Consider the following 19,717-nt stretch of genomic DNA (forward strand, 5'->3'; position numbering starts at 1 on the left):
GTATTATTCCTCGATCTTACCGCCGGCAGCTTCAATCGCTGCACGAGCACCTTTAGTTACCTTAAGACCTTTTACGGTCACTGGGCGTTCAATGGTACCTGAAAGAACGATTTTAGCAAACTGTATGTTGCGAGTAACTAAATTCGCATCTTTCAGCGCATTAAGGTCGATAACATCACCGTTAACTTTTGCCAATTCGCTCGTGCGAATTTCTGATGTTACTAACGCTTTACGCGAAGTAAAACCAAATTTAGGCAGACGGATTTTAAGTGGCATTTGACCACCCTCAAAACCGACACGAACGCCGCCACCTGAGCGAGACTTTTGTCCCTTGTGACCACGACCGGCTGTCTTACCTAGGCCAGAACCAATACCGCGACCTACACGCTTAGCTGTGGATTTTGCACCTGCAGCAGGTGATAGAGTATTTAGACGCATCTTATTCCTCCACCGAAACCATGTAGTAAACCTTATTGATCATACCACGAACAGAAGGTGTATCTTCTAATTCAACAGTATGATTAATACGGCGTAAACCAAGACCTGTTAAAGTGGCACGATGCTTAGGCAAACGTCCAATTGAACTTTTAGTCTGAGTTACTTTTAAAGTTTTAGTAGCCATGGTGTATTAACCTCGAAGTTCATCAACATTCAGGCCACGCTTGGCTGCGATTTGTGATGGTGACTTCATGTGCACCAACGCATCGACAGTTGCGCGAACGATGTTGATCGGGTTAGTAGAACCGTATGCTTTTGACAGTACGTTATGAACGCCTGCTACTTCCAATACGGCACGCATAGCACCACCGGCAATAATACCAGTACCGTCAGATGCAGGTTGCATGTAAACACGCGAACCAGTATGACGCCCTTTAACAGGGTGGTGCAAAGTTCCACCATTCAATTCAACGTTAACAATGTTACGGCGAGCCTTTTCCATTGCTTTTTGAATTGCGGCAGGCACTTCACGCGCTTTACCATAGCCGTAACCGACTTTACCGTTACCGTCACCCACTACAGTTAATGCAGTGAAACTGAAGATACGTCCGCCTTTTACAACTTTAGAAACACGATTCACTGCAACTAATTTCTCTTGCAGGTCGTCTTTCTGTTGAGCTTCAAATTTAGCCATTCTTATAACCCCTTAGAACTGGAGGCCAGCTTCACGAGCGGCATCAGCTAAAGCTGCTACACGACCATGATACTTGAAACCGGAACGATCGAAAGCGACGCTAGTAACACCTTTTTCAACGGCGCGCTCAGCAATAGCTTTACCCACTACTTTAGCTGCATCAACGTTACCGGTGTACTTTAGTTGCTCTGTTACCGCTTTTTCAGCAGTAGAAGCTGCCGCCAAAACCTGTGCAGTAGGACTAATGACCTGTGCATAGATATGACGTGGTGTACGATGTACAACCAGACGATTAACGCCCAGCTCTTGGATCTTCTTACGGGCGCGAGTCGCGCGGCGTAAGCGAGATGTTTTCTTATCCATATCGCGTTACCTACTTCTTCTTAGCCTCTTTACGGCGTACTTGTTCGTCAGCATAACGAACACCTTTACCTTTATAAGGCTCTGGTGGACGATAGCCGCGAATGTTAGCAGCAACCTGACCCACTAACTGCTTATCGGCACCTTTCAGTACGATTTCAGTTTGTGAAGGACATTCTGCTGTGACGCCTGCGGGTAGTTCATGTACTAAAGGATGTGAAAAACCTAAAGTCAAATCAATGCCTTTACCGGCGATTTTCGCACGGTAACCAACACCAATTAACTGTAATTTCTTCTCGAAACCTTGAGACACACCTATAACCATGTTGTTTACCAGTGCACGAGCAGTACCTGCTTGTGCCCAAGCGCCTGCGACGCCTTCTACTGGTGCGAAAGTGACTTTATCACCTTCAACAACGAGGTTTACCGCACTGTTTATCACTCGAGTCAAAGTAGATTTTCCGCCTTTAACGGTAATCTCTTGATCTTTCAAGCTCACCTCTACGCCAGCTGGAATAGATACGGGTGCTTTTGCAACACGTGACATACCTAGCTCCTTACGCTACGTAGCAGATAACCTCACCACCCATGCCTGCTTGGCGGGCGGCACGATCGGTCATCAAGCCTTTAGAAGTGGAAACAATTGCGACACCTAGACCGCCCATCACCTTAGGAAGTTCGTCTTTACCTTTGTAAATACGAAGACCTGGGCGACTAACGCGCTGGATAGTCTCAACGACTGGTTGCCCTTGGAAATACTTTAACGTAACTTCCAATTCAGGCTTAGCTTCATCTGCTACGGCGTAGTCTGAGATGTAACCTTCTTCTTTAAGTGTTTTCGCGATAGCGATTTTTAACTTAGCTGAAGGCATCTTCACAGATACTTTGTTAGCAGCTTGGCCGTTACGAATACGTGTTAACATATCCGCAATAGGATCTTGCATGCTCATATTAGCTTACTCCGTGACAAGTGCTTACCAACTAGCCTTGCGAAGGCCAGGAACCTCACCGCGCATCGTTGCTTCACGTAATTTAATACGGCTTAAGCCGAATTTACGTAAGAAACCATGTGGGCGACCCGTTTGACTACAACGATTGCGTTGACGCGCAGCGCTAGAGTCACGTGGTAGACCTTGCAGCTTAAGAACGGCATCCCAACGATCTTCATCAGACGTTGTTGGGTTGCTAATGATAGCCTTAAGTGCCGCACGCTTTTCAGCGAACTTTGCCACGAGCTTGGCACGTTTTACTTCACGTGCTTTCATTGAACTTTTTGCCATTACGCTACCCTTATTTCTTGAATGGGAAGTTGAAAGCGCTTAATAAAGCACGTCCTTCTTCATCATTCTTCGCAGAAGTAGTGATTACAATATCCATACCGCGGATCTTATCGATTTTATCGTATTCGATCTCAGGGAAGATGATTTGCTCACGTACACCCATCGCATAGTTACCACGGCCATCGAATGACTTAACACTCAAACCACGGAAATCACGAATACGCGGGATTGCGATATCTACTAAACGCTCAAAGAACTCCCACATGCGTTCGCCACGCAGGGTTACTTTACAGCCGATAGGGTAGCCTTCACGGATTTTAAAACCAGCCACTGACTTACGAGCGACAGTCACAACTGGCTTTTGACCAGCGATAGCAGTCATGTCACGAAGCGCATGCTCCATAACTTTCTTATCTGCTACAGCTTCGCCAACACCCATATTTAGGGTGATCTTTTCAATCCGAGGGACTTGCATGACACTGGTAAAACCGAACTTTTTCATAAGTTCAGGACTAACAGTCTCTTGATATTTATCATGCAGTTTCGCCATCGTTTACTCCAATTACTTAACGAGTTCACTGTTCGATTTAAAGAAACGGACTTTTTTCCCGTCTTCAAATCGGAAACCAATACGATCCGCTTTGCCAGTGGCAGAGTTGAAGATCGCTACGTTTGATGCTTGTATAGCGGCTTCTTGTTCAATAATACCACCAGTCACACCCAGTTGTGGGTTAGGCTTTTGGTGTTTCTTAACAAGATTGATGCCTTCTACCATCAATTTACCAGTAGGAAGAACTTGAGAAACCTTACCGCGTTTACCCTTGTCTTTACCTGCTAGTACAATTACTTCGTCTTCGCGACGTATTTTAGCTGCCATTTTGAAGCTCCTTACAGTACTTCTGGTGCCAATGAGACAATTTTCATGAACTGCTCTGTACGCAATTCACGTGTCACTGGTCCAAAGATACGAGTACCAATCGGTGCAAGGTTTGCGTTAAGCAATACCGCTGCATTCCGATCGAAGCGAATGACAGAACCATCTGGACGACGTACGCCTTTCTTAGTACGGACTACCACCGCGTTATACACATCACCTTTCTTCGCTTTACCGCGAGGAATTGCTTCTTTTACAGAAACTTTGATGATGTCGCCGATTCCGGCATAACGACGATGAGAGCCACCCAAGACCTTAATACACTGAACTCTACGAGCGCCACTGTTACAGGCGACTTCAAGAGCCGATTGCATTTGGATCATTTTAAGTGCTCCGCTATCGTTACTTCATAATCCCAACAATTGGGGCTAATTATTACTCGCTTTTTCAGATATTTTTCTGAAAAAGGCGCGCAAGTATAACACCCGAAATTAGGAATAGATAGTACTAAAAAATAAACGACCCCGGAAATGGAGCCGTTTAACTATTTTACCTAATCGAAATTAGGCCTTTGATACTACTTCAACCAGGGTCCAAGACTTAGTCTTAGACAGCGGACGGCATTCGCGAATAGTCACGACATCGCCAGCATTACACTGATTTTGTTCGTCATGTGCATGGATCTTTGTAGTACGCTTAAGGAACTTCCCGTATAGAGGATGTTTCACTTTACGCTCAATAGCTACAGTAATGGACTTGTCCATTTTGTTGCTAAGTACACGACCTTGCAAAGTACGGATTTTATCAGACATTATGCACCCGCCTTAGAAGTAATAATGGTCTTAACGCGCGCAATGTTGCGACGCACGATTTTAAGCTGATGAGTCTGAGTTAACTGACCAGTGGCGTGTTGCATACGCAGATTAAACTGCTCACGCAGCAGACCAAGCAGTTCAGCGTTCAGTTCTTCAACGCTCTTTTCTGTTAGTTCGCTCGCTTTCATTACATCACCGTCTTAGTTACGAAGGTCGTCTTAAGAGGTAATTTAGCTGCAGCTAAAGCGAAAGCTTCACGAGCTAACTCTTCAGATACACCATTCATCTCATAAAGAACCTTACCAGGCTGGATCTGACAAACCCAATATTCAACGTTACCCTTACCTTTACCCATACGCACTTCAAGAGGCTTAGAGGTAATTGGCTTATCAGGGAAAACGCGGATCCAAATCTGACCTTGACGTTTAATGTGACGTGTCATCGCACGACGCGCAGATTCAATCTGACGCGCAGTAAGTCGACCACGACCTACGGCTTTCAGACCGAATTCACCGAAGCTGACTTCAGTGCCGTTCGCAAGACCGCGGTTACGGCCTTTGAACATTTTACGAAACTTCATTCGTTTTGGTTGCAGCATTGCCGGCTCTCCTATTTACCGCGAGACTTACGCTTAGGCTGCTGTTTCGGCTCTTCGTGCTGAGGAACGATTCCGTCTAGAACTTCACCTTTGAAGACCCAAACTTTAACGCCGATCACACCGTATTGAGTGTGACTCTCAGCTGTCGAATAGTCGATATCAGCACGCAGAGTATGTAGAGGTACACGACCTTCACGATACCACTCAGAACGTGCAATCTCAGCTCCACCTAGACGGCCACTCACTTCAACTTTGATACCTTTAGCACCAAGACGCATAGCATTTTGCACGGCGCGCTTCATAGCACGACGGAACATAACACGACGCTCTAGTTGAGAAGCGATGCCTTCGGCAACTAACTTCGCATCTAGCTCTGGCTTGCGGATTTCAGCGATGTTGATTTGAGCTGGAATACCAGTCAACTTAGCAACTTGGTTGCGTAGCTTCTCAACGTCTTCGCCTTTCTTACCAATCACAACACCTGGACGGGCTGTGTGGATAGTCACACGAACACTTTTAGCTGGACGCTCGATAACTATTTTAGAAACTGAAGCTTGCTTAAGTTTCTTTTCTAGAAACTTACGCACTTCCCAGTCACTGCTCAAGTTCTTGGCATAGTCTGACTTATCAGCGTACCAGGTCGAGATCCAAGGCTTAGTGATACCCAGACGGATACCATTAGGATGTACTTTCTGTCCCATTGCTAACTCCTAGCGATCTGATACAACCACAGTAATGTGGCTGGTACGCTTGATTATGCGATCAGCACGGCCTTTAGCACGTGGCATGATACGCTTCATGGTTGGACCTTCATCAACTAAGATGGCGCCAACTCTTAGCTCGTCAATGTCAGCACCTTCATTGTGCTCAGCATTAGCGATAGCAGAGTCGAGTACTTTTTTAACAAGTACTGCGGCTTTCTTAGGGCTGAAAGTCAAAATTTCGAGAGCCTTAGCAACAGGCAGGCCTCGGATTTGATCTGCAACCAAACGGCACTTTTGAGGCGACGTACGGGCAAAACGATGTTTAGCTAAAACTTCCATCTTATTCCTCCCGTATTAACGCTTCTTCGCTTTCTTATCAGCAGCATGGCCGCGATAAGTGCGAGTTGGTGAAAATTCACCAAGCTTGTGGCCGATCATTTCGTCAGTTACGAACACAGGTACATGCTGACGACCATTATGGACAGCGATGGTCAACCCAATCATATTAGGGATGATCATAGAGCGACGAGACCAAGTCTTAATAGGCTTTTTGTCTCCCGCTTCCATCGCTTTCTCTACCTTCTTCAGCAAGTGCAGGTCAATGAATGGACCTTTCTTGAGAGAACGTGGCATGGCGAATCCTCTTACTTTTTATTGCGACGACGTACAATGTACTTGTCGGTGCGTTTGTTACTACGAGTCTTATAACCCTTAGTAGGCTGACCCCATGGAGACACAGGATGACGACCACCAGATGTACGGCCTTCACCACCACCATGTGGGTGATCTACTGGGTTCATTGCAACACCACGAACTGTCGGGCGTACGCCTCTCCAGCGTTTAGCACCTGCTTTACCTAACTGGCGTAGCATATGCTCGGCATTACCAACTTCACCCAATGTCGCGCGGCAATCAACAGGCACTTTACGCATTTCGCCAGAGCGAAGACGTAGAGTGGCGTATGCGCCATCACGAGCAATAACTTGTACGTAAGCACCTGCGCTGCGAGCGATTTGAGCACCTTTAGCAGGCTTCATTTCAACTGCGTGCACTACGCTACCCACAGGGATATTACGTAGAGGCAGAGCGTTACCAGTCTTGATTTCAGCATCAATACCTGATTGGACTGCATCGCCTGCTTTCATGCCTTTAGCGGCAAGAATGTAACGACGCTCACCATCAGCGTATAGTACCAATGCGATGTTTGCTGTGCGGTTTGGATCATATTCCAAACGCTCAACTTTCCCAGGGATACCATCTTTATTACGCTTGAAATCAATAATACGGTAATGCTGCTTATGACCACCACCTACGTGACGGACAGTGATACGACCGGTATTATTACGGCCACCACTTTTAGATTTTTTCGCCAACAGGCCTGCAAAAGGTTTCCCTTTATGCAAATCGCTGTTCACCACTTTAACTACGTGGCGACGACCTGGAGAGGTTGGCTTACACTTAATAACTGCCATGATAATTCTCCTTTGCTTACTCAGCGCCGCCGACGAAATCGATGTCAGCACCTTCAGCTAAAGTCACATAGGCTTTTTTCCAATCGCTACGACGACCCATACGGGCACCGTGACGCTTAGTTTTACCTTTGTTAACCAAAGTGCGAACTGAATCAACTTCAACTTCAAATAACGTGGCTACTGCAGCTTTAACTTCAGCTTTAGTCGCATCGATAGCGACACGGAAAACAACCGTGTTGTTCTTCTCAGCATTAACAGTGCTCTTTTCAGAGATGTGTGGCGCTAGAATAACTTTTAGCAAACGTTCTTCGCTTATCATCCTAGCATCTCCTCAATTTGCTTAATCGCTTCTGCAGTAACAAGGACTTTGTCGAAAGCGATAAGGCTAACTGGATCAATACCAGCAACATCGCGAACGTCAACTTTGTACAAGTTACGAGCGGCTAAGAATAAGTTTTCGTCAATTTCTGGAGTCACAATCAACACGTCTTGTAATTCCATTGTGTCTAATTTCGCTTTCAGCTCTTTCGTTTTAGGAGCTTCAACGCCAAATGACTCAACAACAATCAGACGGTCTTGACGTACCAATTCAGAGAAAATGCTTTTCAGCGCTCCGCGGTACATCTTTTTGTTAACTTTTTGGCTGTGATCCTGTGTTTTAGCAGCGAAAGTTACGCCACCGCCACGCCAGATTGGGCCTTTAACGGTACCGGCACGTGCACGGCCAGTTCCTTTTTGACGCCAAGGCTTTTTGCCAGAACCAACAACTTCTGCGCGAGTTTTTTGAGCACGAGTGCCCTGACGCGCGTTTGCAGCATATGCTACAACTACCTGATGAACCAGTGCTTCATTAAAGTCACGGCCGAAGGTAGTTTCGGAAACTTCAAGAGCACTCTGTGCGTCTTTCAATACCAATTCCATTACTATCTCCTCAGACCTAAGCTTTAACGGCAGGTTTGATGATCAGGTCGCCATTAGTGGCACCCGGAACCGCACCCTTAACCAATAGCAAGTTACGCTCAGCATCGACACGAACAATGTCAAGATTCTGAGTAGTCACACGCTCTGCACCCATGTGGCCTGACATTTTCTTACCTTTGAAAACGCGACCAGGTGTTTGGTTTTGACCAATAGAACCGTTGGATCTATGTGCCAGTGAGTTACCATGAGTCATGTCTTGGGCATGGAAGTTCCAACGCTTAATGCCGCCTTGGAAACCTTTACCTTTTGATTGACCAGTAACGTCAACTTTCGCTACATCAGCGAAGATATCTACATTTAGCTCAGCACCAACTTCAATGCTTTCGCCTTCACCATCTGCCAAACGCACTTCCCACAAACCACGACCGGCTTCAACGCCCGCCTTAGCAAAGTGACCTGCTTCTGGTTTAGTGATGCGATTAGCTTTTTTGGTACCAGTAGTAACTTGAAGTGCACGGTAACCGTCAGTTTCCAAAGTTTTCACTTGGGTAACGCGGTTAGCAGCTATTTCAATTACTGTAACAGGTATAGACGCCCCATCTTCATTGAAGATACGAGTCATACCTACTTTACGACCGATAAGACCGATAGCCATCTCTCAAACCTCTTCTAAGGATCTCAATTAACCTAAGCTAATTTGAACGTCAACACCCGCCGCAAGATCAAGACGCATCAATGCATCTACAGTCTTCTCAGTCGGCTCTACGATGTCAACAAGACGTTTGTGAGTACGAAGTTCGTACTGATCACGCGCATCTTTATTAACGTGTGGAGAAGTCAAAATGGTATAACGTTCTTTACGCGTTGGTAGTGGAATTGGACCACGTACCTGTGCGCCTGTACGCTTAGCAGTTTCAACGATTTCCGCAGTAGACTGATCGATCAAACGATGATCAAATCCTTTTAAGCGGATACGGATTCTTTGGTTCTGCATTGACCAGAGCTCCTAAAATGGACACATAAAAAATCACCCTCTAGCTTCTTCCTTTCTGGAAAAGCAGAGCGAGATGATTTAACCGTTCGACTCACAATTGGAGCCGCTGTATTTTACGTCAAGCTTTTCTTGACTGATTTATTCGCCTAATGGTTAAGGCGAGCGGCCATTATACGCAGTTTTGTGTTAAGAGCAAGCAAATTGTCAATAATTAAGCACATGGTCGAGTTCGGTGAATTGTAAAGACTTTTAGAAGGGCTTGAACCGATATATTCGACCTTATATAGTGCGCAGCTTAATTTTACATTAAAGAAAACAAAAACCAACTTTATGGAAACATTAAAACTTACTGCTTGTGCTTTTTTTGCAGCCTTCGTAACCGCCTGTGGCGGCAGTGATCCAGAGCCAGCCAATACTAATGAAAATACTGGCACCCCCTCCCCTGTTTATTTAACCTTAGATGCGATGCGTTCCAACCAGTGTGGTGTATTAAGCCCCGATGTTGATGCACGCTTTCTTGTTCATGACAGTGACGGTAATATATTAAGTGAACATCAAACTGATACAGACGGGCACCTTGAAATTGAATGGACTGCTGCAAGTCAGCACATCACTCAACTCACCTACACAAATCCTAATGATCTTGATGTCGGTGTTACAGTGAATAGCTACCTCGATGTTACAGCAGGTGATTTAGGTAAAAAAATTTATTATATCAATAATGATATCGGTTGTGAGTGCGATGAAGTCGACATTGATATTAGCGAACTGTATGACAACAGTGAATTTCAATCAGTTAATTTCACTGCTAATAGAAGCACAATGAGCGTGTTCCTCGCACCATATTTACAAGACAATATGACTAAAGTCAGTTGGTGTGCAAACACTATGACTGATATTACCCTTCTGGATAATGATGGCATTCAAACAAAAGCTGCCATTAGGCTGTTTTCGCAAACTGATGATCAAGAGTTGACCTTAAGTGATTTCAGTGAGGGTATTGAAGTTAATATTGCGCCACCAACCGAGACCAGCTTTCTGGTGGCTTACACTGGCTTTTATCAATTTAGAAATGATTCATGGAACACCAATCAGAATAGCTCCAACCATGACAAGCCTATCTACATATATCCGGATCTAGATCTTACTTCGATGCTTTATACTCATGATTTCTTCTCATCAAATATCTTAGACTCCCACGCCAATATCAATATCTCTTCGCGTCAGCCAATCGATGATGAAGGTTATACCCAGCCAATTGAGTTATTGACGGCCGATGAGTCCTTGCTGCCAGAGGTTGAACATATCGCCACGCAGATGCGCTTAGACGCGGATACGATCGATTTTGACTTTAGCAATTATGACAACCATATTTCATCCACTGTTTTGAAGCTAGATAATGCTAGCCAGTCTTATTTTGAGAGTGATAACACTTGGTTCATTTTTACTGGGCGAGAAGGGACAATTCCCACATTGAGTTTACCTGAACATATTCAGGCGAAATTTAATGCCATAGAACACAAAAGAGTCAGTATTAGCTTAAGGAAAGTGGATCGCTATTTATCATTATCCGAGTGGCGAGCACAGCTCGCGAAAGAGAGTCGTTCAGAAGATCGCGCCAATGAGCTGCTTTATTTGAATCGCCAATTGATTACTGTGAATTTCGACCTAACAACGCCCAATGAATAAATACAGGCATAAATCATAAAAACAAAAAAGGCAGCCTAAGCTGCCTTTTTCTATTACATAAAATTAATGCCGATTAAGCAATAATCTTAGCAACAACACCCGCACCTACTGTACGGCCACCTTCACGAATAGCGAAGCGTAAACCTTCGTCCATCGCGATTGGGCAGATTAGTGTAACGGTCATTTGAACGTTATCACCTGGCATTACCATTTCTACGCCTTCAGGTAACTCAATTGTACCTGTTACGTCAGTTGTACGGAAGTAGAACTGTGGACGGTAGCCTTTGAAGAATGGAGTATGACGTCCACCTTCTTCTTTTGAAAGTACATAGATTTCTGATTCAAAAGTTGTATGAGGAGTGATTGAACCTGGCGCTGCCAATACTTGACCACGCTCAACTTCGTCACGCTTAGTACCACGTAGTAGTACACCACAGTTCTCACCTGCACGACCTTCGTCAAGCAGTTTACGGAACATTTCAACACCAGTACAAGTTGTCTTAGTGGTATCTTTGATACCCACGATTTCAACTTCTTCACCCACTTTGATGATACCGCGCTCTACACGACCGGTAACAACAGTACCACGACCTGAGATTGAGAAAACATCTTCGATTGGAAGAATGAATGCACCGTCAATCGCACGCTCTGGCTCTGGAATGTAAGTATCTAGCGCTTCTGCAAGCTCAATGATCTTCGCTTCCCACTCAGCTTCGCCTTCAAGGGCTTTAAGCGCTGAACCTTGGATAACTGGCAAGTCATCACCTGGGAATTCATATTCAGAAAGCAGTTCACGAACTTCCATTTCGACAAGCTCAAGTAGCTCTTCGTCATCTACCATGTCACATTTGTTCATGAATACGATGATGAAAGGAACACCAACCTGACGAGAAAGTAGGATGTGCTCACGCGTTTGTGGCATTGGGCCATCAGTAGAAGCAACAACTAAGATTGCACCGTCCATTTGAGCAGCACCAGTGATCATGTTTTTAACATAATCCGCGTGACCTGGGCAATCTACGTGCGCATAGTGACGAGTTGGTGTGTCATATTCGATGTGAGAAGTATTAATTGTAATACCACGCTCACGCTCTTCTGGAGCGTTATCGATTTGTGCGAAATCTTTAACTTCACCACCGTAAGTTTTAGTCAATACAGCAGAGATAGCAGCAGTTAGAGTAGTTTTACCATGGTCAACGTGACCAATTGTGCCTACGTTTACATGGGGTTTACTACGTTCAAATTTTTCTTTAGCCACGATATATTCCTTTCTTTTCAGAAAACTCGACTCTAAGTCGAGATAATAGCAATTAATTTATAACAATCACATTTTTCGCAGTTTTACATGCGAGATTCTGTGATTGCCTTAGCGATGTTTTGCGGCGCCTCAGAATACTTCAAGAACTCCATAGAGTATGAAGCACGACCCTGAGTCGCAGAGCGTAAATCGGTTGCATAACCAAACATTTCAGATAAAGGTACTACGGCTCGAACAAGTTTGACGCCGGCAATGCCGTCATCCATACCTTCGATCAAACCACGACGTCTATTCAAGTCGCCAACCACATCACCCATGTGATTTTCAGGTGTTGTGACTTCAACTTTCATGCAAGGTTCGAGCAGAACAGGGCTTGCATCTTCGCAGCCTTTTCTAAACCCGATAGAACCTGCCACTTTAAACGCCATTTCATTTGAGTCCACATCATGATATGAACCATCAAATAAAGTCACTTTTACATCCAACACAGGGAAACCGGCAACAACACCATTTTTCATCTGTTCTTGAATGCCTTTATCCACCGCTGGAATGTATTCCTTAGGAACCACACCCCCAACGATTTCGTTCACAAATTCGTAGCCTGCACCTTCTTCTTGAGGTTCAAGCTTCAACCAAACATGACCGAATTGACCTCGACCACCTGATTGACGAACGAATTTACCTTCAACTTCCACACTGCTGCGGATAGTCTCACGGTATGCAACTTGAGGCTTACCTACATTACACTCAACATTAAACTCGCGACGCATACGGTCAACGATGATGTCTAAGTGTAGTTCACCCATACCAGAGATCAGTATTTGCCCTGACTCTTCGTCAGTTTCAACACGGAATGATGGATCTTCCGCTGCCAATTTTTGCAGCGCAATGCCCATTTTCTCTTGGTCGGCTTTTGTTCTAGGCTCAACAGCGATAGTAATCACAGGCTCAGGAAATTCCATACGCTCTAAAATTACTTTGTGATCGATATCGCACAAAGTGTCGCCAGTTGTCACGTCTTTAAGACCAATAGCCGCCGCGATGTCTCCAGCGCGAACTTCTTTAATCTCTTGACGATCATTGGCGTGCATTTGCACCATACGACCCACTCGCTCGCGTTTTTGCTTAACCGAGTTATAAACGCCAGCACCACTTTCTAACACGCCTGAATAGACGCGAATAAAGCTTAATGTGCCAACGAATGGATCGGTTGCAATCTTAAACGCTAATGCTGAAAAAGGCGCGTCATCATCCGCAGGACGATGGACTTCCTCTTCTTTCTCATTGATCCCCGCAATAGCAGGCACCTCAGTAGGAGAAGGAAGGTATTCAACAACAGCATCGAGAACGGCTTGCACCCCTTTGTTCTTAAAAGCAGAACCACAAGTGGCCAATACGATCTCATTGTTTAAGGTACGCTGACGTAATGCCTCTTTAATTTCAGCTTCAGACAAATCACCTTCTTCAAGGTATTTATCCATCAACTCTTCTGATGCTTCAGCAGCCGCTTCAACCAAGTATTCACGCATTTCTGCCGCTTGCTCGGTCAAATCAGCTGGAATAGCCTCATAAGTGAAAGACGTGCCCTGATCTGCTTCAGACCAGTTAATCGCTTTCATTTTAATTAAATCAACAACGCCCTTGAAATTCTCCTCTGCACCAATATTCAATTGAATCGGTACACAGGTCGCGCCTAAACGGTTACGGATTTGCTCAACGACAGCAGTAAAATCTGCTCCAGCACGATCCATCTTATTGACGAATACGATACGAGGAACATGATACTTATCTGCTTGACGCCATACTGTCTCTGATTGAGGCTCAACACCAGAAGAGCCACAAAATACAACGACAGCGCCATCAAGGACCCTTAAAGATCGCTCTACTTCAATAGTGAAGTCAACGTGACCAGGAGTATCAATGATGTTAATACGGTGCTCAGTAAACTGGGCATCCATTCCGCGCCAGAAAGTAGTCGTTGCAGCTGAGGTGATGGTAATCCCACGCTCCTGCTCCTGCTCCATCCAATCCATAGTGGCTGCGCCATCATGAACTTCACCGATCTTATGAGACATTCCGGTGTAGAATAGAACACGTTCAGTGGTGGTAGTTTTACCAGCGTCAACATGAGCGCAAATTCCGATATTACGGTAACGCTCAATTGGAGTTGTACGAGCCACGATTTATACCCTCTTAGCTAAAACCTGAGTGATAGCAGTGTAAGTATGGCGTGGAAAAATCCACGCCATGATATTACCAGCGGTAATGAGCAAACGCTTTGTTTGCTTCTGCCATACGATGCACGTCTTCGCGCTTCTTAACAGCAGTGCCTTTGTTTTCTGAAGCGTCTAGCATTTCACCGGCTAGACGTAAAGCCATAGATTTTTCACCACGCTTACGAGCAGCTTCAACTAACCAACGCATTCCCAGTGCATTACGACGAACTGGGCGTACTTCACATGGTACCTGGTAAGTAGAACCACCCACACGACGAGATTTAACCTCGACAGATGGACGGACATTTTCCAGGGCTGCTTCAAGGATTACTAGATGATCTTCGCTTTTCTTTTCAGCGACAACATCAAGTGCCTTGTAAATGATTTTTTCAGCAGTCGACTTTTTGCCGTCCTGCATAATGACGTTGATGAACTTAGCCAACAACTCACTATTAAATTTTGGATCTGGTAGGATTTTACGTTGTCCTACAACGCGACGTCTTGGCATAACAATTTCTCCGTATGCTTCAGGGACCCCAAAACTGGAATCTCAAATTATCTAGCTTGGCCTTACTTAACGGAAAACGTTAAGACTTAGGACGCTTAGCACCGTACTTAGAACGACCTTGGCGACGTTCACTTACGCCTGCGCAATCGAGTGCTCCACGAACTGTGTGATAACGAACACCAGGTAAATCTTTAACACGACCACCACGGATCAAGATTACACTATGTTCTTGTAAGTTGTGGCCTTCACCGCCGATGTACGAAGTCACTTCGAAACCGTTAGTTAGACGCACACGCGCTACTTTACGTAGTGCTGAGTTAGGTTTTTTTGGTGTAGTAGTGTATACGCGAGTACAAACACCACGTTTTTGTGGACACGCATTCAACGCTGGCACATTAGTCTTATCGACTTTTGGGGCGCGAGGCTTGCGGACCAACTGGTTTACAGTTGCCATGTATAGCTCCGAATCAGTTGAAAGATTCAACAGTAAGGTGTGAAAAATCTATAGCCCACAGGTGTGGGACGCGAAATTTTAGAAAGGTAATGGCCTGCTGTCAAGAAATAGACAACTTTTAAGTGAAATTAGTTTAAAAAAAAGGCGCACAAGGCGCCTTTTCGTGTTTTTTAGCCTTTTTCAGCCTTAATCCGAGCTACCTGCAAGGTTAAGAAGATCGGCAAGATTTTGCTCTGCTTCACTGGCACTGATCACCGGCGTTTCATCAAGCTGACCTGCTGGTGCTGCTTGTTGACGTTTCTGATGATATGAGTAACCGGTACCTGCAGGGATCAAGCGACCTACAATCACGTTCTCTTTCAAGCCACGAAGTTTATCACTCTTACCACCTACTGCCGCTTCGGTCAGTACGCGCGTGGTTTCTTGGAAAGAAGCTGCTGAAATGAATGATTCCGTTGCAAGTGACGCTTTAGTGATACCTAATAACTCACGTTCGAAACGCGCTGGTTGCTTTCCTTGTGCTTCTAATTCGCGGTTAGCGATTTTCACACGAGACACTTCAGCTTGTTCACCCGCTAAGAATTGGCTATCACCGGCATCAGTGATCTCACACTTACGCAACATTTGGCGAATAATCACCTCAATGTGCTTATCGTTGATTTTCACCCCTTGCAGACGGTAAACATCTTGTACTTCGTTGACGATATAGTTAGCCACGTTGTGGATACCACGTAAACGCAAGATATCGTGTGCCGCTTCAGCACCATCAGCAATCACTTCACCACGTTCGACTTTTTCACCTTCGAACACGTTCAAGTTACGCCATTTCGGGATCATCTCTTCATAAGGCTTGTTACCATCTGCAGGCGTGATCACGAGACGACGCTTACCTTTGGTTTCTTTACCGAATGAAATGGTACCCGAGATTTCCGCAAGAATAGCAGGCTCTTTTGGCTTACGCGCTTCAAATAAATCCGCAACCCGTGGAAGACCACCGGTAATATCACGGGTTTTAGATGACTCTTGTGGAATACGTGCTAGCGCATCACCAACATTAATCAGACCATTATCGTCTAAGTTAACGATCGCGTTGCCCGGTAAGAAGTATTGTGCTGGTACATCCGTACCTGGGATCATAAGATCGCTACCATCGCTCGCAAGCAATCGGATCATTGGGCGCATTTCTTTACCCGCAGTCGGACGCTGTGCAACATCAAGTACCACAATTGACGATAGACCCGTCAGTTCATCCGTTTGACGTGTCATAGTGACACCATCAATCATATCAACGAACTTAGTCGTACCCGCCACTTCTGTAATAATCGGGTGAGTATGAGGATCCCAGTTAGCGATGATGTTACCCGCTTCAAGCTGTGAATCTTCAAGCTTCTCAAGTACCGTACCGTAAGGCACTTTATAGCGCTCTTTCTCACGGCCTAGCTCATCAATGATCGCAAGCTCTGATGAACGAGACACAATCACCAACTTACCTTCGCTATTCGTCACATGCTTAGCATTGTGCAGCTTCAGTGTACCGGCGTTCTTCACTTGAACATTGTTCGCTGCAGAGGCTCTTGACGCCGCTCCACCAATGTGGAAAGTACGCATCGTAAGCTGTGTACCTGGCTCACCAATCGATTGCGCTGCAACAACACCAATAGCTTCACCTTGGTTAATCAGATGACCACGAGCCAAATCACGACCATAACACGCCGCACACACACCAAAGTCTGTGTCACAACTGATCACTGAACGGACCTGAACTTCATCGATTGAGTGCTCTTCAAGCACATCACACCAAGCTTCATCAAGTAATGTGTTACGTGGTGCAAGGACATTTTCAGTACCTGGATAACACACATCTTTCGCCACAACACGACCCAATACGCGTTCACGTAATGGTTCAACAACATCACCACCTTCAATAAGGGGTTTCATTGTTAGCCCTTCGTGTGTGCCACAATCATCTTCAATCACCACGAGATCTTGCGCAACATCAACAAGACGACGAGTCAAGTAACCCGAGTTCGCCGTTTTCAATGCCGTATCGGCCAAACCTTTACGCGCACCGTGAGTTGAGATGAAGTACTGAGATACGTTTAGGCCTTCACGGAAGTTCGCCACAATCGGCGTTTCAATAATAGAACCATCCGGTTTTGCCATCAGACCACGCATACCCGCTAGCTGACGGATCTGAGCAGCACTACCACGAGCGCCCGAATCGGCCATCATGTAAATGCTGTTGAATGACTCTTGTTCTTCTTCCACACCGTCGCGATTGATCACAGTCTCAGTCGATAAATTCTTCATCATCGCTTTAGAGACTTTCTCGTTCGCACTAGCCCAGATATCAATAACCTTGTTATATCGCTCACCCGCGGTTACCAGACCAGACTGGAACTGCTCTTGAATCTCGATAACTTCAGCTTCAGCATCCGATACAAGCGTGTACTTCTCATCAGGGATGACCATGTCATCAATACCAACAGAAGCACCAGAGATCGTCGCAAAATGGAAACCGGTATACATCAATTGGTCAGCAAAGATAACGGTATCTTTTAGACCCAACTGACGGTAACAGGTATTCAATAACTTAGAGATTTGCTTTTTACCCATGTTCTGGTTAACCAGATCATAAGACAAACCTTTAGGTAAGATCAGAGACAATAAAGCACGGCCCACAGTCGTATCCACAATGCGGCGTGTTTTGACTTTTTCACCTAATTCATTGATCGTCGTTTCAGTAATACGTACTTTAACGCGAGCATGCAATTCGGCAGAACCAGTACGATAAGCTTTCTCGGCTTCCGCAACAGATTCAAACGCCATGCCTTCACCTTTACCGTTAATGCGCTCACGGCTGGTATAGTAAAGACCCAATACAACATCTTGAGACGGTGTGATCACCGGCTCACCATTTGCAGGTGAAAGGATGTTGTTGGTTGACATCATTAATGAACGTGCTTCTAGCTGAGCTTCCAGCGTTAGAGGCACGTGAACCGCCATTTGGTCACCATCGAAATCGGCGTTGTATGCCGCACAAACCAAAGGATGCAGCTGAATCGCTTTACCTTCAATCAATACTGGCTCAAACGCTTGAATACCCAATCTGTGCAATGTTGGCGCACGGTTGAGCATCACTGGATGTTCGCGGATCACATCATCAAGGACATCCCAAACTTCAGGGACTTCACGTTCAACCATTTTCTTAGCGGCTTTAATGGTAGTGGCTAAACCACGACCTTCAAGCTTGCCATAGATGAAAGGTTTGAACAGTTCCAATGCCATCTTCTTAGGAAGACCACATTGATGTAGACGTAACGTTGGACCCACGGTAATAACAGAACGACCAGAGTAATCAACACGTTTACCCAATAGGTTCTGACGGAAACGACCTTGCTTACCTTTGATCATATCAGCCAAAGATTTAAGCGGACGCTTGTTAGAACCGGTAATCGCACGACCACGACGTCCGTTATCAAGCAATGCATCGACAGACTCTTGCAACATACGCTTTTCGTTACGTACGATGATATCTGGCGCTGCAAGGTCAAGTAGACGCTTCAAACGGTTGTTACGGTTAATCACACGACGATAAAGGTCGTTCAGATCAGACGTCGCAAAACGACCACCATCAAGTGGCACTAATGGACGAAGATCAGGTGGCAGAACCGGTAATACTTTTAGGATCATCCACTCAGGCTTGTTACCTGATTGGAAAAACGCTTCAATAAGTTTTAAGCGTTTGGTCATCTTCTTACGACGTGTTTCAGAGTTAATTGACGGTAACTCTTCACGCATCATCTCGATTTCTTTTTCAAGATCGATAGCACGCAGTAATTCTAAAACGGCTTCTGCACCCATTTTAGCTTCAAATTCATCACCGTACTCTTCCAATGCATCCAGATAATTTTCTTCTGTTAGCATTTGGCCACGCTCAAGACTGGTCATGCCAGGCTCGATAACGACGAATGATTCAAAATACAATACGCGCTCAATATCACGTAATGTCATATCTAGCATCAAACCGATACGAGACGGTAATGATTTCAAGAACCAGATATGGGCAACTGGGCTTGCAAGATCAATGTGACCCATACGCTCACGACGTACTTTAGTCTGTGTAACTTCAACACCACACTTTTCACAGATCACACCACGGTGCTTAAGACGCTTATATTTACCACATAAGCATTCGTAATCTTTAACAGGACCAAAGATCCTTGCACAGAACAAACCTTCACGCTCAGGCTTGAATGTACGGTAGTTAATGGTTTCTGGCTTCTTAACTTCACCAAATGACCAAGAGCGGATCAGATCTGGCGACGCTAGGCCAATTTTGATCCCTTCGAATTCTTCAGTCTTGCTTTGCTGTTTCAGAAACTTTAATAAGTCTTTCACGTTTCTCTCCTGAAGGAGTTAAACCGGGTGCCCCACTTTAA

27 protein-coding genes are annotated in these 19,717 nt (G+C 45.3%); 1 reads left to right on the forward strand and 26 read right to left on the reverse strand.

All coding sequences use genetic code 11. The annotated features are described in order from the left end of the window. Positions 1-3: 3 nt before the first annotated feature. The 21 genes from rplO to rpsJ all read right to left on the reverse strand — a co-directional run bounded on the left by rplO (position 4) and on the right by rpsJ (position 9,150). Positions 4-438 carry a 50S ribosomal protein L15 gene (rplO, locus tag Q0779_RS13755; RefSeq protein WP_298773386.1) on the reverse strand — a complete coding sequence of 145 codons (435 nt, stop codon included), beginning with the start codon at positions 436-438 and terminating at the stop codon, positions 4-6. Between the two features lies 1 nt (position 439). Next, a complete protein-coding gene (gene rpmD / locus Q0779_RS13760; protein ID WP_298773387.1) occupies positions 440-622 on the reverse strand; it encodes a 50S ribosomal protein L30 in 183 nt (60 codons plus the stop codon). 6 nt (positions 623-628) lie between these two features. After that, entirely contained in the window at positions 629-1,132 is a 504-nt protein-coding gene (gene rpsE / locus Q0779_RS13765; protein WP_298773389.1) for a 30S ribosomal protein S5, read from the reverse strand. 12 nt (positions 1,133-1,144) lie between these two features. After that, complete coding sequence (gene rplR, locus Q0779_RS13770) at positions 1,145-1,495, reverse strand: 50S ribosomal protein L18 (protein ID WP_298773391.1); 351 nt, start codon at positions 1,493-1,495, stop codon at positions 1,145-1,147. Between the two features lie 10 nt (positions 1,496-1,505). Then, the gene (gene rplF, locus Q0779_RS13775) at positions 1,506-2,039 is read right to left on the reverse strand and encodes a 50S ribosomal protein L6 (protein WP_298773393.1); all 534 of its coding nucleotides are present in this window, start codon (positions 2,037-2,039) and stop codon (positions 1,506-1,508) included. Positions 2,040-2,049: 10 nt separating this feature from the next. Next, entirely contained in the window at positions 2,050-2,442 is a 393-nt protein-coding gene (rpsH, locus tag Q0779_RS13780) for a 30S ribosomal protein S8 (RefSeq protein ID WP_298773395.1), read from the reverse strand. A 24-nt stretch (positions 2,443-2,466) separates the two neighbouring features. Further along, positions 2,467-2,772: a 30S ribosomal protein S14 gene (rpsN, locus tag Q0779_RS13785; RefSeq protein ID WP_298773397.1), complete on the reverse strand. Its 306-nt coding sequence runs from the start codon at positions 2,770-2,772 to the stop codon at positions 2,467-2,469. Positions 2,773-2,782: 10 nt separating this feature from the next. Then, entirely contained in the window at positions 2,783-3,322 is a 540-nt protein-coding gene (gene rplE / locus Q0779_RS13790; RefSeq protein WP_298773399.1) for a 50S ribosomal protein L5, read from the reverse strand. Between the two features lie 12 nt (positions 3,323-3,334). Continuing rightward, positions 3,335-3,649: a 50S ribosomal protein L24 gene (rplX, locus tag Q0779_RS13795; protein ID WP_298773400.1), complete on the reverse strand. Its 315-nt coding sequence runs from the start codon at positions 3,647-3,649 to the stop codon at positions 3,335-3,337. Between the two features lie 11 nt (positions 3,650-3,660). Continuing rightward, the gene (rplN, locus tag Q0779_RS13800; protein ID WP_298773401.1) at positions 3,661-4,029 is read right to left on the reverse strand and encodes a 50S ribosomal protein L14; all 369 of its coding nucleotides are present in this window, start codon (positions 4,027-4,029) and stop codon (positions 3,661-3,663) included. A 180-nt stretch (positions 4,030-4,209) separates the two neighbouring features. Beyond that, positions 4,210-4,458, reverse strand: coding sequence for a 30S ribosomal protein S17 (rpsQ, locus tag Q0779_RS13805; RefSeq protein ID WP_298773402.1), 249 nt, complete (start codon positions 4,456-4,458; stop codon positions 4,210-4,212). Beyond that, entirely contained in the window at positions 4,458-4,649 is a 192-nt protein-coding gene (rpmC, locus tag Q0779_RS13810) for a 50S ribosomal protein L29 (RefSeq protein WP_012144642.1), read from the reverse strand. Before rpmC ends, rpsQ begins: the two co-directional genes overlap by 1 nt. After that, a complete protein-coding gene (gene rplP, locus Q0779_RS13815; RefSeq protein WP_020912144.1) occupies positions 4,649-5,059 on the reverse strand; it encodes a 50S ribosomal protein L16 in 411 nt (136 codons plus the stop codon). The genes rpmC and rplP overlap by 1 nt, the downstream gene beginning before the upstream one ends. Before the next feature lie 11 nt (positions 5,060-5,070). Continuing rightward, the gene (rpsC, locus tag Q0779_RS13820; RefSeq protein ID WP_298773406.1) at positions 5,071-5,760 is read right to left on the reverse strand and encodes a 30S ribosomal protein S3; all 690 of its coding nucleotides are present in this window, start codon (positions 5,758-5,760) and stop codon (positions 5,071-5,073) included. Positions 5,761-5,769: 9 nt separating this feature from the next. Next, complete coding sequence (gene rplV, locus Q0779_RS13825; protein ID WP_248942525.1) at positions 5,770-6,102, reverse strand: 50S ribosomal protein L22; 333 nt, start codon at positions 6,100-6,102, stop codon at positions 5,770-5,772. A 15-nt stretch (positions 6,103-6,117) separates the two neighbouring features. Continuing rightward, entirely contained in the window at positions 6,118-6,396 is a 279-nt protein-coding gene (gene rpsS / locus Q0779_RS13830; RefSeq protein ID WP_006083596.1) for a 30S ribosomal protein S19, read from the reverse strand. 11 nt (positions 6,397-6,407) lie between these two features. Beyond that, a complete protein-coding gene (gene rplB, locus Q0779_RS13835) occupies positions 6,408-7,235 on the reverse strand; it encodes a 50S ribosomal protein L2 (protein ID WP_298773413.1) in 828 nt (275 codons plus the stop codon). 16 nt (positions 7,236-7,251) lie between these two features. Next, positions 7,252-7,554, reverse strand: a complete 303-nt coding sequence (gene rplW, locus Q0779_RS13840) for a 50S ribosomal protein L23 (protein WP_298773414.1) — start codon at positions 7,552-7,554, stop codon at positions 7,252-7,254. After that, on the reverse strand, positions 7,551-8,156 hold the full coding sequence (gene rplD, locus Q0779_RS13845; RefSeq protein ID WP_248942522.1) for a 50S ribosomal protein L4: 606 nt from the start codon (positions 8,154-8,156) through the stop codon (positions 7,551-7,553). The genes rplW and rplD overlap by 4 nt, the downstream gene beginning before the upstream one ends. A gap of 16 nt (positions 8,157-8,172) precedes the next feature. Then, the gene (gene rplC / locus Q0779_RS13850; RefSeq protein ID WP_298773415.1) at positions 8,173-8,811 is read right to left on the reverse strand and encodes a 50S ribosomal protein L3; all 639 of its coding nucleotides are present in this window, start codon (positions 8,809-8,811) and stop codon (positions 8,173-8,175) included. Positions 8,812-8,838: 27 nt separating this feature from the next. After that, the gene (rpsJ, locus tag Q0779_RS13855) at positions 8,839-9,150 is read right to left on the reverse strand and encodes a 30S ribosomal protein S10 (RefSeq protein WP_005503530.1); all 312 of its coding nucleotides are present in this window, start codon (positions 9,148-9,150) and stop codon (positions 8,839-8,841) included. Between the two features lie 330 nt (positions 9,151-9,480). Here rpsJ and Q0779_RS13860 point away from each other — a divergent pair, with 330 nt between their 5' ends. Further along, positions 9,481-10,839, forward strand: coding sequence for a hypothetical protein (locus tag Q0779_RS13860; RefSeq protein WP_298773416.1), 1,359 nt, complete (start codon positions 9,481-9,483; stop codon positions 10,837-10,839). A gap of 73 nt (positions 10,840-10,912) precedes the next feature. Here Q0779_RS13860 and tuf read toward each other — a convergent pair whose 3' ends face one another. The 5 genes from tuf to rpoC all read right to left on the reverse strand — a co-directional run bounded on the left by tuf (position 10,913) and on the right by rpoC (position 19,676). After that, entirely contained in the window at positions 10,913-12,097 is a 1,185-nt protein-coding gene (gene tuf / locus Q0779_RS13865; protein WP_298773417.1) for an elongation factor Tu, read from the reverse strand. Between the two features lie 83 nt (positions 12,098-12,180). Continuing rightward, positions 12,181-14,277 carry an elongation factor G gene (gene fusA / locus Q0779_RS13870; protein WP_298773418.1) on the reverse strand — a complete coding sequence of 699 codons (2,097 nt, stop codon included), beginning with the start codon at positions 14,275-14,277 and terminating at the stop codon, positions 12,181-12,183. A gap of 73 nt (positions 14,278-14,350) precedes the next feature. Next, positions 14,351-14,821 carry a 30S ribosomal protein S7 gene (gene rpsG, locus Q0779_RS13875; RefSeq protein WP_298773419.1) on the reverse strand — a complete coding sequence of 157 codons (471 nt, stop codon included), beginning with the start codon at positions 14,819-14,821 and terminating at the stop codon, positions 14,351-14,353. Positions 14,822-14,900: 79 nt separating this feature from the next. Then, complete coding sequence (rpsL, locus tag Q0779_RS13880) at positions 14,901-15,275, reverse strand: 30S ribosomal protein S12 (protein ID WP_012327264.1); 375 nt, start codon at positions 15,273-15,275, stop codon at positions 14,901-14,903. 186 nt (positions 15,276-15,461) lie between these two features. After that, entirely contained in the window at positions 15,462-19,676 is a 4,215-nt protein-coding gene (rpoC, locus tag Q0779_RS13885) for a DNA-directed RNA polymerase subunit beta' (protein ID WP_298773420.1), read from the reverse strand. Positions 19,677-19,717 lie beyond the last annotated feature (41 nt).

This window comes from uncultured Shewanella sp. (assembly GCF_947491715.1).
In the GTDB taxonomy this organism is placed as follows: domain Bacteria; phylum Pseudomonadota; class Gammaproteobacteria; order Enterobacterales; family Shewanellaceae; genus Shewanella.